Annotated in this window: 16 protein-coding genes; 1 reads left to right on the forward strand and 15 read right to left on the reverse strand. The window is 48.6% G+C overall.

All coding sequences use genetic code 11. The features are described from left to right. Positions 1–69: 69 nt before the first annotated feature. From KB559_RS06155 to KB559_RS06175, 5 genes are all read right to left on the reverse strand, one after another. Positions 70–747, reverse strand: a complete 678-nt coding sequence (locus KB559_RS06155; protein WP_211020826.1) for an NAD(P)H-dependent oxidoreductase — start codon at positions 745–747, stop codon at positions 70–72. 40 nt (positions 748–787) lie between these two features. Continuing rightward, positions 788–1,471 (reverse strand): hypothetical protein, encoded by a 684-nt coding sequence (locus tag KB559_RS06160; protein WP_211020827.1) that lies wholly within the window; start codon positions 1,469–1,471, stop codon positions 788–790. 221 nt (positions 1,472–1,692) lie between these two features. Beyond that, positions 1,693–2,790, reverse strand: coding sequence for a hypothetical protein (locus KB559_RS06165; protein ID WP_211020828.1), 1,098 nt, complete (start codon positions 2,788–2,790; stop codon positions 1,693–1,695). Positions 2,791–2,818: 28 nt separating this feature from the next. Then, a complete protein-coding gene (locus tag KB559_RS06170) occupies positions 2,819–3,271 on the reverse strand; it encodes an anti-sigma factor (RefSeq protein WP_211020829.1) in 453 nt (150 codons plus the stop codon). Beyond that, on the reverse strand, positions 3,268–3,801 hold the full coding sequence (locus tag KB559_RS06175; protein WP_244861508.1) for an RNA polymerase sigma factor: 534 nt from the start codon (positions 3,799–3,801) through the stop codon (positions 3,268–3,270). Before KB559_RS06175 ends, KB559_RS06170 begins: the two co-directional genes overlap by 4 nt. A gap of 343 nt (positions 3,802–4,144) precedes the next feature. On the opposite strand from KB559_RS06175, the gene KB559_RS06180 reads away from it, so the two are divergent. After that, complete coding sequence (locus tag KB559_RS06180) at positions 4,145–5,302, forward strand: asparaginase (protein ID WP_211020830.1); 1,158 nt, start codon at positions 4,145–4,147, stop codon at positions 5,300–5,302. A 148-nt stretch (positions 5,303–5,450) separates the two neighbouring features. Here the strand turns inward: KB559_RS06180 and KB559_RS06185 are convergent, their stop codons facing one another. From KB559_RS06185 to KB559_RS06230, 10 genes are all read right to left on the reverse strand, one after another. Next, positions 5,451–6,356 carry an ATP-grasp domain-containing protein gene (locus tag KB559_RS06185; protein ID WP_211020831.1) on the reverse strand — a complete coding sequence of 302 codons (906 nt, stop codon included), beginning with the start codon at positions 6,354–6,356 and terminating at the stop codon, positions 5,451–5,453. A 462-nt stretch (positions 6,357–6,818) separates the two neighbouring features. After that, positions 6,819–7,508 carry a DnaD domain-containing protein gene (locus tag KB559_RS06190; RefSeq protein WP_211020832.1) on the reverse strand — a complete coding sequence of 230 codons (690 nt, stop codon included), beginning with the start codon at positions 7,506–7,508 and terminating at the stop codon, positions 6,819–6,821. 21 nt (positions 7,509–7,529) lie between these two features. Beyond that, entirely contained in the window at positions 7,530–8,825 is a 1,296-nt protein-coding gene (gene asnS / locus KB559_RS06195) for an asparagine--tRNA ligase (protein ID WP_211020833.1), read from the reverse strand. A 55-nt stretch (positions 8,826–8,880) separates the two neighbouring features. After that, positions 8,881–10,086 (reverse strand): acetate/propionate family kinase, encoded by a 1,206-nt coding sequence (locus KB559_RS06200; protein ID WP_211020834.1) that lies wholly within the window; start codon positions 10,084–10,086, stop codon positions 8,881–8,883. Beyond that, positions 10,083–10,955 carry a 3-hydroxyacyl-CoA dehydrogenase family protein gene (locus tag KB559_RS06205; RefSeq protein WP_211020835.1) on the reverse strand — a complete coding sequence of 291 codons (873 nt, stop codon included), beginning with the start codon at positions 10,953–10,955 and terminating at the stop codon, positions 10,083–10,085. The genes KB559_RS06200 and KB559_RS06205 overlap by 4 nt, the downstream gene beginning before the upstream one ends. Positions 10,956–11,092: 137 nt before the next feature. Further along, positions 11,093–12,595 (reverse strand): AAA family ATPase, encoded by a 1,503-nt coding sequence (locus tag KB559_RS06210; protein WP_211020836.1) that lies wholly within the window; start codon positions 12,593–12,595, stop codon positions 11,093–11,095. Further along, positions 12,588–13,121 (reverse strand): hypothetical protein, encoded by a 534-nt coding sequence (locus KB559_RS06215; RefSeq protein ID WP_211020837.1) that lies wholly within the window; start codon positions 13,119–13,121, stop codon positions 12,588–12,590. Before KB559_RS06215 ends, KB559_RS06210 begins: the two co-directional genes overlap by 8 nt. Before the next feature lie 487 nt (positions 13,122–13,608). Then, positions 13,609–14,094 (reverse strand): cell wall elongation regulator TseB-like domain-containing protein, encoded by a 486-nt coding sequence (locus tag KB559_RS06220; RefSeq protein WP_211020838.1) that lies wholly within the window; start codon positions 14,092–14,094, stop codon positions 13,609–13,611. Between the two features lie 61 nt (positions 14,095–14,155). Continuing rightward, positions 14,156–15,457 (reverse strand): amidohydrolase, encoded by a 1,302-nt coding sequence (locus KB559_RS06225; protein WP_211020839.1) that lies wholly within the window; start codon positions 15,455–15,457, stop codon positions 14,156–14,158. Next, complete coding sequence (locus KB559_RS06230; RefSeq protein WP_211020840.1) at positions 15,435–16,097, reverse strand: redox-sensing transcriptional repressor Rex; 663 nt, start codon at positions 16,095–16,097, stop codon at positions 15,435–15,437. The genes KB559_RS06225 and KB559_RS06230 overlap by 23 nt, the downstream gene beginning before the upstream one ends. Positions 16,098–16,125 lie beyond the last annotated feature (28 nt).

The following is a 16,125-nucleotide window of genomic DNA, read 5'->3' on the forward strand; positions in this document are numbered from 1 at the left end:
AGGAAATAGAGAGGCCCTGCAGCCGGCGCAGTCCTCTCTATCTTTCCTTTTGTTCAAGTTCAAAACTGCCTATTCCACCCATTCAACCACTTCTTGCGCGCATCGGCGGGTCTTATCGGACGGAGCATGCAATCGATAGCCAAACGCCGCCATAACCGATATCCCGAAATGTTCAGAATCCATAATTCCTTCCGCAGCTAACAGTTCATTAATCTTTGCTCTGTTGAATCCTTCAATGGGGCAGGAATCAATGCCGATCAAGGCTGCAGCGGTCAACATATTACCTAATGCAATATAAGTTTGTCGGCAAGCCCATTCGAACATCACTCTGGGATCGTCCTCGATGGCTATGCTTGTTTTCAAAAAATGATCATAGTTTTCCCTCTTGGCCTGTGCAATTTCGTGAGGGAGCTTTTGGACATCGTCCAACATGCGCTTAATATAATCGGAACCGGCAACCATATCCTTCGGCAATCTCGTCAATATAATCATAAAATGACTGGCCGACTGTAGCTGCCTTCTCGCTCCAGTTGCATACTCCGCAAGTTTGGAACGAAGTTCCTTATTTTGCACAACAACAAACTTCCAGGGTTCAAAGCCATAGGAGCTAGGCGACAATCTCCCGGTCTCCAATATGTAATCGAAATCAGCAGCACTTATCTTCTTGTCAGGATCGAAATCTTTCGTTGCGTGTCTGAATTGAAAAGCTGATAGGACTTCGGTTTTCTTGGTTTCTTTATCTATCATTAATTAAACTCCTTAGTTGTAATATTCGTCTTTGCATTCATCAGTCGCCCAGCTTGGTTTCATATTCCTCAAGCTTCTCCATGACACCATTCACCCATTCCTGGTCATCCCACAATTCAGGATTATCAAGTCTTCTTTCCGCAGGGTGACCCGTTGCCATCGTATCGACGCCATCTTTGTTTCCAAAATACAGATCTACGATTTTTAATGACTTGTTTACAGATTGAATTAATAGCTTGCAGCTCATCCCAGAACCCTCATTTAAAAAGGATAAATCGAGACGATAAAGATTGTTGTCCAGCCTCATAAACTGTACTTCTTGAAACTCATTACTCAGGCCGAAGGTCACACTAAATCCACCTTTTAATACCTGCCGCTGTTCTAGCTCCAGCATTTTATTAGTGAATTGAAGGAGCTTGTCCTTAGAGATATAGTTATTAAACGATACTCTTTCCTGATTGGCAACAGCCCCGGTATAAAGATTTACGAAGGATTTTCCAAAGTCCTCCATTGTATCGTAATCATCTTCACCAAGCTGATCTGCTTTCAGCGTAACCTCTTGATTAGCCAATTCACTTAGTAGTTCTGCTTCCGATTTCTCAGGCGATTCAACTGGAGCTTCTATATTTGATATAGATTCTTTTGTTGAATGATTCTCCTTTTGAGAACAACCTGTAAGGACTACTAAAATCAATACCGCAATAACTAACGTAGATTTCTTCATAGTACCACCCTCCATCGGTAAGGCGAGCTTCAAGACAAATCATCCAGTCTCTTTGCGCATTCTCTTCTAGTCTTCCTATTATCAGCATACACTAGATTTCTCAACCACAGGGTAAAAATAAAAATAGGCTTGTTATCGCATTTGGCAATAACAAGTCTATTTTCTGACTATACTCTCTAGTTGACTACCTAGTTAAGTTTCTACGTCTAACAATTTTGACTTTAAATCTCCTCGTCATCCCACTTCAAACTTTGTACCCGATTGCGGCTCGAGAGCAGTTTGATACCCCCGCCGATCAAAATTACAGCCACAAGAACCGGGCGCAAGTATTCGCGAATCATATATCTAAGCTCAAGATAAGGGAACCAGCGGTCCAGCGCCGGGACGATAAACTCCATGCCCACATAGTAGACACCGAGCAGGAGCAAGGCAACCCCCAGCCAATGCTGTCCGTTTCCTCTACCCTTAATCAAAGGAATATCCTCCATGGGAAGAATGCCATACCTGCTAGTCTGCTGCAACCCGTCAAAGAAGCTGTAAAACCAGATCACAGGCACTAAGAATAAAAAGAGGGACAGCCTCAATACATCGATGATATAAAAGCTTCCGAGAAACAGCACCATCATCTGCAGGCCGCGTTTTTGCATGCCCAGGTACATTTGTCCGGCTCCAGGAAAAGCCGAGAGCAGTGTGGCGAGCACTTTGCTGCGCCGACCCTCGATGCGTCCGGATTCCCATTCATCCAGCAGGGAGCGATCCTCCACAATTTCCCCGGCTTGCTTGCGATGAATGAGCTGAACGGCATCGAACATGCAATACAGCCAAATGATCGGCAGCAGTGCCAGGAAGAGTAGGAACACGGTTTCGTGCGTAATGCCGGTGACGAAGAACATCATGGTGATCAGGCCAAAGAACATGATCAGGAAGGATAATCCCCGCTGCATGAGACCCATTTGAAAATGGCCCAGACCCGGAATAAAGGACAGTAATATCGTAAAGAAACGTTCGGTTTCAGCATCCCCCCGTCTGCCGCCCCCTCGTGGGTCATAAGGCGATCTTTCCTGAGCCGCAGGCTCGCGAAGCATGAGGATAAGCAGGTCAAGCATGGATATGACCCAAAGAATCAATTCCATGATAAGGACGGCCAGAAAAAACTCTCCTTCATTGGTAGCCATGGCGATAAGAAATCCACCGAGCAGGCCGCCAAAAAAGAAAATCGGATAGAGTATCCCCCTTGCTTTGCGCCCCCAATAGAAATGGCCCAGACCCGGGATAAAATTCAATAGAAATGCCAGCATTCGGCTTCGATAATAAGTCAATTTCGTTCATCCTTTCTTTCAATCACTTTTAAGGAGTGTCGGACGGCTTAATCTTTTCCATCCAGTTCGTTGCCCGTTGCATAAGCTGGTCGCTCAGCGGAGTATCTCCCGCTTGCCGCTGGACAGCCGCATTAGCACCAGCCGACAGCAAATCGAACACGCCTCCGCCAAGCAATAACAGTGTTATGGATGCGGCGATCACATAGTGGACCAAAGGATTTTGCCAACGTTTGCGGTGTTCCTTGTTGGCATGGCTCCGGGCTTGAGCGGGAAGCGCGGAAAGCACGTCATTAGCGAAACGTTCTTCATCAAGGAGACTCGGAAGCTCGTCTTGGTTGGCCATGAGTTCCGTCATATAAACCTGAAACATTGCATCATCGTCCTGCAGCAACTGATCCAGCTTTTCAGCCCTTTCCGGGCTCAGTTCGCCGCGGATATATGCTTTCCACATTTCTTCAGGTGTGTTGCCCGTATCTTTCATCGCCATTCCTCCTCCTTCCAATGCTCGCGAATCCAGGCTCTGGCCCGGTAAAGCTTCGATTCTACGGTTTTTACGGTCTGTTCCAGATCACTCGCAATTTGTTCATAGCTTTTGCCATCCAAATAAAAGGCCGTTACCACTTGCCGGTGTCCCGGTGGAAGCTCGGATATTTTCGTATGGAGCTCGCTTCTTCGTTCGTCAATCATCATTTCCTTAAGCAGATCGTCCTCCACCGCGGGTAGCTTTTCAGCCACATCGGCGGGATCCCACTGTTCTTCGCGCCGCCGGTCTCTGCGCCGTTTGAAATCAATCGCTTTGTTGATTGCAATTCGTGTTACCCACGATTTAATTCCTTGAGAACGGTAAGCGGGGAGAGATTTATAAACTTGAAGGAACGTTTCCTGCGCGGCATCTTCCGCCTCTTTCTCGTCATGCAAAACGGAATACGCAGCACGAAAAACGAAATTTCCGTATTGTTTAACGAATTCGCGAAAAGCGGCTCGGTCGCCCTGCCTCATTTTTTCTATCAAAGACTCCTCGCCAATAACTCTCCCCTCCTTCCAATAAAATAGACGACACCAATTGGGCTTACCCCTGCAAAATTTCAAAAAAATATTTCAACTCAATCGCAGATTATTAACTCGCGTTATATTTCCTAACACATAAATCCTCAATTTCTATTCATGTTTATTTAATAAATAGAGATATACCTCGATTTCATTAGCATTAATAAGATTTAAACGCTTTCTTTCACACATGTTAGATTTGTTAATAAACTTAACATCAATATACAATTCAAACACAGTTAGCTTATTTCGTGTTAGTTATTATTACATAAAGCTGACTAATACACACATTGTGGAGGTTGAACCAATGAACAAATGGAAATCACAAAGCTTCAAAATGCTTCTTGCCGCAGGACTGGCATTTTCTGCGGTACTACCGAGTATCCCATTGTCCAAGGCTTTCGCAGCCGAAGTTTCTATCAGAGGCGAAATAACAAAAGCCGAAAAAAAGATGCCAAAGGTCCAAGTCATCGCCACAGGCGGGACGCTGGCCGGCAAATCAACGGACGAAACCAGCTTTACTACTTATAAGGCCGGCACGTTGTTGATTGAAGATATGGTTAAGTCATTGCCTAATAAAGATAAAATAGCGGAAGTAAGTACGTATCAGTTCGGAAATTCCGGTTCCAGCGCTTATACCATTCAACAGTTATACGAGTTGTCACTAAAAGTCGATGAAGCATTGAAAACGCAAGATGGCGTCGTAGTTACCAGCGGCACCGATACCATGGAGGAGATCGCTTATTTTCTGGATCTGACGGTAAGAAGTCCTAAACCTGTTGTGGTCACCGGCTCCATGCGCCCATGGACCGTTATCGGGACCGATGCCCCGGCAAACCTGTACAACGCCATTAAACTTGCAGCTAGCGGTAAAACCAAATACTTCGGCACCGTCTTGATGTTAAACGATGAATTTCATGCAGCTCGCGAAGTCACCAAGAATAATTCATACCGTACCGACACCTTCGTTACCCCGGAAGTCGGAGCACTCGGTTATATCGACGAAAATAATATCAGGGTTTACCGCGCTCCCTTCCGGGCTTTAAAACCTGCCAGCGAATGGTCCACCCCATTTGATCTCAGCAAAATCACCAAAAATGATCTAGCCAAGGTGGAGATCGCTTATTCCTATCAGGATGCCGGTCCAGGTGCCATCAGCGGTTTTGTAGCCAATGGCGCTAAAGGTATCGTAACCGCTGGAACCGGGGCGGGCGGGATTTCGAAAGCCATGAGTGAAGAACGTGCCAAAGCGATAGAGCAAGGTGTTATTTTTGTAATGACCACGCGCACGGGTTCGGGCAGCAACTATTCCAGCGGGAAAGGCATCATCGCCGGAGACAATCTGAATGCCGCCCATGCGAGAATCATGCTGCTGCTAAGCTTGTCCTTCTCCAAAGACTTCGCCACGATCCAGGATTGGTTTGCGACTTACGGGTATGGACAAATTGAAATACCCGAGAAATAAGCCCCTCCGTACAGACTCGACTAGCAGGAGAAGCCCCTCTCCATGTATAGAACGAAGCAAAAGCAAATAAAGACTGCAATTCCCGCACACAACAAAACCATTCCCAAAAGAAACTATTCTTTCCCGGGAATGGTTTTTCTTTTTCATACTAGAAACGATTCAATCTCACTCTTAGAAAATTGTAAATCTCCTCGGAGATATTCACATTGCAGCAGGACTCGATTCCTTCGAATCCCGGCGAAGAGTTAGCCTCGCATATTTTATAATGGTCTCCGTCAAACAGTAAGTCGATCCCTGCAATGTCCAAGTTCAGTAGACGGGAAGTCTCAAGGGCCAGCCATTCCATTTCCGGATTAATTTCATAAGGCTCCACCGTGCCTCCGCGGGAATAGTTCGCTTTGAAGCTATCGCTGCCGGAATTTCGCTTCATGGCGGCGACCGCACGTCCACCGATCGTAATAACGCGTAAATCCGTTCCCCGGCTGGACTCTACGAATTCCTGCAAGATCATCGTGGCATTTTCCTTATAAGCGTTGATCATCTCCAGAAGATCGATAAAGTTCGATTTGTTCTCCGCCAGAAACACTCCGCTGCCTTGGGAACCGGAAATGGTCTTTACCACCACCGGAAATCCGAGGTGCTTTTCTACCAGATTGACATCCACCTTGGAGCGGATCAGCATCGTTTTGGGAACCGGCAGATTATGCTCCGCCAAAATTTGCTGGGTATACAGCTTGTCCTTAACCGTATCGATACTTTGGGAAGAGTTGAAGGTTCGTACACCAAGTCGTTCCAGATGCCGGATCAGGGCTAGTCCAAAATAATTCGTGCCCGCTCCCATTCTCGGCAGTACGAAGTCGGGAAGCTGCAACACCTCTCCGTCGACCATCACGCTTTTGCGGTCATCCCGTGTAACGATCAGTTCAAATTGCTCAGGCGCAAGTACGCGGATATCGATCTCCTGCCGCACCGCCTCTTCAACCAGACGTTTGATTTCAAACGTCTCGGGTTTTACATCCTGGGGTAAATGCTTGTAAATAATCCAACCTTTCAACGGTCAAGCCCCCTTAATAGAATGCTAACTTTGCACATTTTTAACATATCATATCCGTGATTGATTTATATGATATTATTGTAACTTTCATGTAAAAAGTATATTTCATTCCTTAGGGACTTCGGTCCCCTCCCGCTTGCCTCCATACCTTCGATGGATAATTTCCAACAAGCTCTCCCTAATGACAGGGGGTTCGGATGATATATTGGATAATTTCCAATGAAATCGGCGTTGTGCATCAAATTCCCTCTATAATCTCAGCATTGGTTGGATTAAATCCAATCAAGCTTGGGCTTCTCTGTCTTTTGGCGGTTGTTCATTGGATTTTGTCCAATGAAACATGGATAAATGTTTAAAAAACACAACAAAGACCTCCGAATCCTGCTTCGGAGGTCTTTGCATATAAACTATTTACTGATTCAACATCATTGCGGAATTTTCACGCTGCCGCTAACGACAGACTTACCGACCGCCGTTACGGAACTTTTGCGTATAGGCCCTCGCATCTTCCGCGGTCTTAACGCGGTTGCGGCTCCACTCCAGCAAAATGCGGTCAATGTAGCGAAAATGAACTTTGCCGGCAAAGACCGCTTCCTTTAGCGCCAACAAAATCAATTCCTCCAGATAACCGTCCTGGTCCACCCAGCCGGATATCGTTTCGCACTCCATCGGAGATAACGGACGGGCGAACTCTTTCTCGAAAATAACGAACAGGTTCCGTTCCTGCTCGCCGCGTTGCGACCCTGATAATTCCTTCTCTAATTTCTGCTCATTAATCGCTGCGGAACGCTCCTCAGCCAGATGCTGCCCAAGCTTGACGTACATGCCCGACAAATTGTAAAACTCCGAATGAACTCCGGACGACTCTTCTCTGGCTTCGTCGATACTGAGCCAGCCCTCCTTCATCAACCGGCGGATGACCGGGGCAAGCTCGCCTGGACTCGTGCCCATCCGCCGTTCCAGTTGATCCATGGTCGGAAAGTCATTGCGTTCAACCTGCTGGAACGCAAGCAATTGCAGGAGCAGCATGGCCTCCATATCGGTTAATCGGAGATTCCGGTAATGAGCCAGCAGCGCAAAGGGAACATTCACTATGCCCGATTCCAGGCCGAACGAGATCCCTTTGCCCCATACTTTCCAGCTATCGGTCATACCTATGCATTCTCACCTTTCTTATGGATACAGGCGGTACAATGTACGAGGGAACGGTATAGTTTCCCGTACATGGTCCAGTCCGCAAATCCACGCTACCGTACGTTCCAATCCCAGTCCGAAGCCGGAGTGCGGTACGGAACCGTATTTTCTCAGGTCCATATACCATTGATAGGTTTCCATGGACAGGTTATGTTCCTTGAAACGGGTCTCCATCAGCTCAGGATCATCGATCCGCTGCGAGCCGCCGATAATTTCGCCGTAGCCTTCCGGTGCAATCATATCCGCACACAGCACAACTTCAGGACGATTCGGGTCCGGTTTCATATAGAATGCCTTGATGCCGGCAGGATAATGGGTGATGAACACCGGCTTGTCATAGCGCTCGGCAATCGCCGTTTCGTGAGGAGCCCCGAAGTCTTCACCCCAAGGGATGTCAAAGTCCTGCGTATGCAGATATTCAATCGCTTCATCATACGTGATACGCGGGAACGGCGCTTTAATGTTTTCCAGTTTGGAAACATCGCGGCCCACCGCTTCCAGCTCCGTCCGGCAATTGGCCAGAACCGATTGCACGACATGAGAAATAAATTGCTCCTGTACCTTCAGGCTTTCCTCATGATCCGTAAACGCCATTTCCGGTTCGATCATCCAGAACTCGATCAAGTGGCGACGCGTTTTCGATTTTTCCGCACGGAATGTCGGGCCGAAAGAGTACACCTTCCCGAGCGCCATCGCCGCAGCTTCCATATACAACTGACCGCTTTGGGTCAAATAGGCGTCTTCTTCGAAATATTTAGTATGGAACAGGTTTGTTGTACCCTCTGCGGAAGTCGGGGTCAGAATCGGCGGATCCACCAGGGTAAAGCCGTTCTTGTCAAAGAAATCCTGAACCGCACGGATAATTTCCGAACGAATCACCATGATCGCCCGTTGCTTGGACGAGCGAAGCCATAAATGACGATGGTCCATCAGGAAATCGACGCCATGCTCCTTCGGAGTAATCGGATAATTTTCAGTCAAGTGGATGATTTCCAAATCGGTTACGGTCATTTCATATCCCGATTGGCTGCGCGGTTCTTCACGAATCACGCCCGTTACGTACATCGATGATTCCTGGGTCAGGCTCTTGGCATTATTCCAAGTGTCCTCGGACACCTCGCTCTTAACGACAACCGCCTGGATATACCCGGTTCCGTCCCGCAGCTGAAGAAACTGGATTTTGCCGCTGGAACGCTTGTTGTTCAACCAACTTCCGATAACGACGGTTTGCCCGACGTGCTCGTTCACCTGACGGATCACAGTTTTGATCGCCATGCTTCTATCTCTCCTCTAAGGTCCCTAATATTAAATCTGCTTGCCTGCTTACAGATTACTTCATTTCCTGAACGATGCGCAACGTATCGCGGGCGATCACGAGCTCTTCGTTCGTCGGAACAACCAGCACTTCCACCTTGGAATTCGGTGTGGAAATTCTGCGCGGGTCTCCCGAGCGGATTTTGTTCAATTCTTTATCGATTTCGACGCCGAGATAAGTCAGGTTTTCGCAAACCTTTTCCCGTACGATCGCCGAGTTTTCGCCTACGCCGGCCGTAAATACAATGACGTCAACGCCATTCATTGCCGCTGCATAAGAGCCGATGTATTTGCGAAGGCGGTATTCATACATTTCAAACGCCAGCGTCGCATTCGGTTCGCCCTCAGCCATACCGTCGGTAATATCCCGCATATCACTGCTGGATCCCGAAATCGCCAAGAGTCCGCTGTGCTTGTTCAGCATGGAGTTTACTTCGTTAATCGTAAGCTCTTCCTTATTCATAACAAAAGGAACAATCGCCGGATCCAGATCACCGCTTCTCGTACCCATGATCAACCCTTCCAGCGGGGTCATCCCCATGGAGGTGTCCACGGATACGCCGTCCATGACAGCGGTCAGGCTGGCACCATTACCGATATGACAAGTAATGATTTTCAAATCCTCAATCTTACGCTCTAAAAATTCCGCGGCTGTCTTGCTTACGTATTCATGCGAAGTGCCATGGAAACCATAACGGCGGACTTTATGTTTTTTGTACAGCACTTTCGGGATAGCATACAAATAAGCCTTCTCAGGCATCGTTTGATGAAACGCTGTATCGAATACGACGGTTTGCGGTACGTTCGGCAGGTTCGCTTCAGCCGCTTGAATCCCCATCATACAAGCCGGGTTATGAAGCGGAGCCAGGTCGAACAAACGGCGGATTTCGGATTTCGCTTCGCCGGTAATCAGCGCAGAACCTTTAAACGCTTCGCCGCCGTGAACAACGCGGTGTCCGACAGCATCGATTTCGTCGATCGAGGCAAGCACGCCGTGCTCTTTGTCGACCAGCTTCTCAAGCACCTTACGGATCGCCGTCGTATGCTCCAGAATGTCGCTAACTTCCGTAACCTCTTCCTTCCCTGTCGGCTTATGCGTCAGGATGGAGGAGTCCATGCCGATCCGCTCCACCAGGCCTTTGGCCAATACGGATTCGTCGGTCATATCATAAAGCTGATATTTAAGGGAAGAGCTTCCCGCGTTAATTACTAGAACTTTCATATCCGGTCACCATCCTTGTCGTATTTGAAAAATCCTTCGCCCGTCTTAACCCCGAGGGAGCCCGCGCGAACCATTTTCTTCAACACATAAGAAGGACGGTACTTCAGTTCCCCGAATTCGCGGAACATGCGTTCCAGAGCTGCCAGAACGGAATCCAGACCGAAACGGTCGGCCATCTCAAGAGGTCCGTATTGGAACTGGTACCCGATCCGCATAGCGTCGTCAATATCCTCGGCAGTAGCAACGCCCTCGCCCAGAACATGCAACGCTTCGTTGATCATCAGACAAATAATCCGGGACGTTACGAAGCCCGGCGATTCATATACCATGATTCCGTGTTTATCGACAACTTCATCCACAAATCGTTTCGTTTCTTCAAATGTGGATTCGGATGTTTTGAGCCCGCGGATAATTTCAACCAGATTAATTTTAGCAACGGGATAAATAAAGTGCATGCCGATCACGCGCTCCGGATACATTGTCGAACCGGCGATTTCGGTCAAACTAAGCGTCGATGTGTTGCTCGCCAGAATAATGTTGCTCGGGCAAACTTGGTCCAGCTGTTTGAATACCTCTTTCTTGGCATTCAAATCCTCCGAAATGGTCTCGATCACCATATCGCAGGTTCCGAGTTCGGCAAAATGAGTAACTTTATGAATTTTGTTCAAGATCAGCTTTTTCTCGGCCTTGGTAATCGCCCATTTCTCAAGCTGCTTGTCCAGACTCGTTTCTATCATGCTATACGCATGGTTTAATTTTTCGGTCGTTTCTTCAACGAGTAGCACATCGAGTCCTTTGGCTGCCAGCATTTCGCTGATCCCTTGGCCCATCGTGCCGCCACCAATGACACCTATTTTTTTGAAGTTCATGGTCCTCTCGCTCCATCCTTTCATGGTCTCTCCATAATATTGTACCCCTGATGTCGAATAATACATCATTTTATACCCAACATATAATAATATCTTAGCACGGCCGAAAAGTAAAAAAAAATAACCGGCATAAAGAATTATGCCGGTAAAGTTAAGCTGTCACGAAATTGACAACGGAATTGGTCTCCGGAGAGCCGTTCTTCTCTTAGAAGGATTTCCAAAGACTGATCGAACACAGCTGAATTGTCGACCAAAAGCTGTTTTGTCCGTGCTGCGAGGTCGTCCAGAATTTTGGAATTCTCGTTCATCAGCACTTCCTTGGTGACCATATCCATATGGATGATCCCGAGTGAAGTAAGGCCGGAAGTCATCATCGTCTGCACCAGGTTCAGCGCCTGCTCGAAATCATTGCTCGAGCCGGTGCTCCGGCCGCCGTAATAGATTTCTTCTGCCGCCGCTCCAGCGAGGGCGATCATGATCTGACCTTCAAGATACTGCTTCGTATACAGGTATTTCTCTTCCTGCGGATTATGTCTTACATAACCGAGTGCTCTGCCGCGAGGGCTAAGCGCTACCTGGTTCACGCTGCCCGGCGCCACGACTTCGGCCGCTACGGCATGTCCCAGTTCGTGAACCGCAACCCGGCGTTTTTCTTCTTCCGTCGATTGACGGTCCGTCTTCTCACCCATCATGACCTTATCGATCGCCATCGAAAGATGACGCTGGTCAATCACGCTACTCTCATCACGCATAGCGTAAATCGCCGCTTCATTCATGACGCTCTCGAGCTGGGCGCCGGAGAATCCGTACGATTCCTCGGCAACCTTCTCCAGATTGACGTCGGACGCAATTGGTTTGTTCTTAGCATGCAGCTCAAGGATGTGACGGCGTCCCTTCTTGTCGGGCAGATCGACCTGAATATGGCGGTCGAACCGGCCTGGACGCAGCAGAGCGCTGTCCAGCATCTCTTTACGGTTGGTTGCCGCAATCAGCAGGATACGCGGTGTTTCGGACGTATAAATACCGTCCATCTCGGTCAACAGCTGATTCAGCGTTTGATCATACTCGCGCTGTTGGCCGCCTTCCCGCTTGCCGCCGATCACATCGATTTCGTCGATAAAAATGACGGCGTTCTCTTTATTTTCCTTAGCCGCGCGAGTGCGCGCATCTTTGAACAAGTCTCGGATCCGGCTGGCGCCGACCCCTACATACATCTCTACGAATTCACTACCCGATGCCGCAACGAACACGGCATTTGTATACTGAGCCGCAGCCTTGGCCATCAAGGTTTTACCGGTTCCCGGAGGCCCCGTCAGCAAAATCCCTTTGATCGGCCGAATGCCGAATTTTTTGATTTCTTCATGCCGAACCATAAAATCAAGCGCTTCACGCAATTCCTGCTTGGCGCTGTCTTGCCCGCCGATTTCGTCGAAAGTCAAATTGGACGAGCCGATTTTTTTGCGTTTACGTTCCTGGGAAGCCGTGGCAACGATGCCGCCGCGCATCTTGACCGCCGCGAACAATGCCCCCAGCATAACTATGCCGACAAGCAGCGGAATGACATTATATCCGATAAAAGCGAGGAAAATGAACAGGACGGGTACAAACCCGGCCGCCAGCTCCAGCATCCACTTACGCATTCGGCCACACCCCCATATTCTGCGATACGCGAGGTAAAATAATAAATTTGCTCGCTTGTCCATCACTCAACGTAATATAGACGTTCCGATCGTCCATTTCAGCCTTGGCTGACAAGTTGCTGTCTTTTTCCCGCAATTTATCCAGAGTGTCGGTAATACCGGTATACTCTTTATTTTCCATCGCCTGCGCGATCGGGAACAACGCCTCTTCCCACAAATCGTTAAGCTCCTGAGATGCGTTATCTTGCACTTCCAGCTTCAACTCCCGATTTCCGATCCACTTGCGGCCGTCATTCTGAATTTGCTTCACCAGACTGCCAAAATCGGTTCCCGGTTCTAAATTAAGTTTCACCAGGGCCTGTTTCTGGGTAATATCTGTTTGAACGCTCTTCACACCCTCGTATTGATTCAATTTATTTTCAAACGGGCTCTCGACAGCCCATTGCTTATAGGCAAACCATCCTCCGAATAATAGAGTCGCGGAAACAGCCACGCTCGCGATAATTGGTCCAACGCGCAATTTCACGGCATAATCCCCCTTGATGTAATATTAAATTCATATATCAAATAATACATTCAAACCACATTAGTATATATATCAAACTTACAAATATGAGTATATCACATCGTATATACATTTTCGAATAAAGTTGTGAATATATTTAAAATTTTTATAAAAGTGCATGTTCAAAAAGTCAGGTTTGCAGGACCGAGGCGTATGCTTTCGAAGTGCGTTTTTGCAAAACGCTTTAGGTTGGATGAAGTTAGGGACTGAGTAGCGGAGCTAAACGTTTTCGTAGAAAACGACTTCGTAAGCATTTGCTCATGGGGTACGTGAGCAACGGAAGGCCCGGCTGAATTCAAGATTCGACGTCGAATCCGCTTCATGATCCCCTTCGTCTTGGAAAGATGACTTTTTGAACAACCTCTAAAAACAGCCTTGCACTGAAGCACGGACCGCTTGACAGGTCCATGAATTCAGCGCAAGGCTGTTATTATTTCTTATGCAACATTTACCGGTTCGGCAATGTAAATACCTCTTCCAATGCCTGGCCGTCGCTAAACCGGAAAAAACGGTAATAATGATGCGCCTTTTCCTTATAAAATAGCTGCCACACCAATTCATTGTTGTAGATACCCGGCATAAGCCGCACGACTTCAATACCGGGATATTGATCATGTATGATTGTACGGACTTGGCTTTCCGATACGCCCTCGGACAGCGGCTTTACTTCAGCCTGCCCGCCCTCCGGCAGCCAGACCATGATCTCTTGTCCGTCTGCATCCTTGCCTTCCACTACCCAGCATACTTTGTCCCAGACCGATTTCCACACTTTTTCGGCTTCGGTCAGTCCGGTTTCCTGTCTGGCCCGTTGAACGGCTTCATTCTCTCCTTGCCATATATCCTCGTGGACATACAGATAAAAGCGGTGAAGGCCAATGAGCACCAGCACCAAAATCACAATGGAGAGCAGGATCCATTTGGTTCTGTTCTTCAACCTACTCTTCCTTTCCCCGATGCCGGCTTATTCCGGTTTCTCTTTCATACCCTGCGGCATGTTATCGGCCTAACAGGCCCTCAAAGGCAGCCTGGGCTTCAAACCGGACCTTCTCCTCGTCAAGTGTCAGACAAGCTCCGTGCTTAACTACCTGCTTACCGTTCACCCAAACATGCTCGACATCCTTCGAACCCGCCGAGTAAACGGCATGGGAAATATAATCCGTCCGTGGCAAGAAATGGGCTTGCTCTGTATTCAGCGCGATGAAGTCCGCCTTCATGCCCGCGGCCAGCCTGCCCGTGTCTTGAAGGAAGAGCGATTTCGCACCGTATTCCGTACCCATTCTGAGCGCTTCCGCGGCCGGAACCGCGGTCGGGTCGCCCGAGACTCCTTTGTGAATAAGAGCTGCCAGGCGGATTTCCTCGAACATATCTAGGTTATTATTGCTTGCTGGTCCGTCTGTGCCCAATGATACGGTTACGCCCGCTTTAAGCAGGTCCGGTACGCGGGCAACTCCACTTGCCAGTTTGAGATTGCTGCCCGGGTTATGGGAAACGGCCACATTGTGCGCCGCCAAAATTTCGATCTCCTCATCCGTCAAATGCACAGCATGTGCCAAAAGTGCCGGACGGCTGAACAATCCCAGGTTTAACAAATGCTGAACCGGACGCAATCCGTAATCCGCTACGTTCTGCTCGACCTCGGCCCGTGTTTCCGACATATGCGTATGCAGCGGCAGATTCAGGTCATGTGCCGCCTGAACGATCTTCTCGATATAATCCGGCGGACAGGTATAAGGCGAGTGCGGCGACATCATCGTCGTAATCCGCCCGTCCGCTTTACCATGCCAATTACGGGCAAAAGCCACCGCCTCATCCAGCTTATGCTGCTGAACGTCAGGCGGGCATAGCCCGATGACTCCGCGCGTCAGTACCGCCCGGATCCCCGATTGCTCGACAACGGAAGCCACTTGGTCCATGTGATCGTACATATCCAGGAAGGTCGTTGTTCCGCCTTTCAGCATTTCCAGAACGGACAATGCTGTGCCGCGGTAGACATCCTCCCCGGTAAATTTAGCTTCCATCGGCCACATTTTTTCCTGCAGCCAGGTTTGAAGCACCATGTCATCCCCATAACCGCGAAGCAAAGACATGGCGGCATGACCATGGGTATTGACGAGTCCCGGCAAGAAGAGCAGGCCTTTACCGTCGAAGGTTTCGGCGCCCTCCACGCCTTCTTCCGGGCGCTGTTCGCCTATATAAGTAATCGTGCTGCCTTCTACCAGCATATATCCGCGAATGACCGGCTTCTCCCGGTCCGGCACGGCGAAGGTTCCGTCTTTAATCAACCATTTCCGATTCATGTTCCGAATGTTCCTTTCCTCCGTTCAAATAATAAGCAAGACTCATCAAGTCGGTTGTGAAATCGGCCGCATGCACCCGCACCTCAGAAGGCACCTTAAGGATCGTGGGCGCAAAATTCAAGATAGCCCCAATTCCAGCGGCCACAAGCTGGTCGGCTACTCGCTGGGCTTCCGGTGCGGGAACCGTAATAATTCCGATCCGGATCTGATTGCCTCTTACCGTATCCACCAGATCTTCGATCGGTTGAATCGTGATATTGTTGATCTGGGTACCGATTTTACCAGGGGATGCGTCGAATACGGCGACGATTTTCATATTGTCCTTCAAATAAGCGTTGTAATTCGACAATGCTTGTCCGAGATTACCGGCTCCGATCAAAGCCACGTTGATCTGCTGGTCCAAGTTCAGAATCTGGCGGATTTTCTCGATCAGATAGGAGACGTCATATCCGATCCCCTTCCGGCCAAAGTCGCCGAAATAAGCTAGGTCCTTACGGATTTGCGCCGGATTGAGATCCAGCTTTTGTCCAAGCTCCTGAGAAGAAACCGTCGGGACCTCCCGGCGGCTCAGTTCATTAAGAAAACGTAAATACACCGGCAATCTGCGTACTACGGCGTCAGAAATTTTTTCCGATTTCATTTGGTTATCCCCCTAATAGGCGCGATTT

It is taken from the genome of Paenibacillus sp. Marseille-P2973 (assembly GCF_018101095.1).
Lineage (GTDB): Bacteria > Bacillota > Bacilli > Paenibacillales > Paenibacillaceae > Fontibacillus > Fontibacillus vini.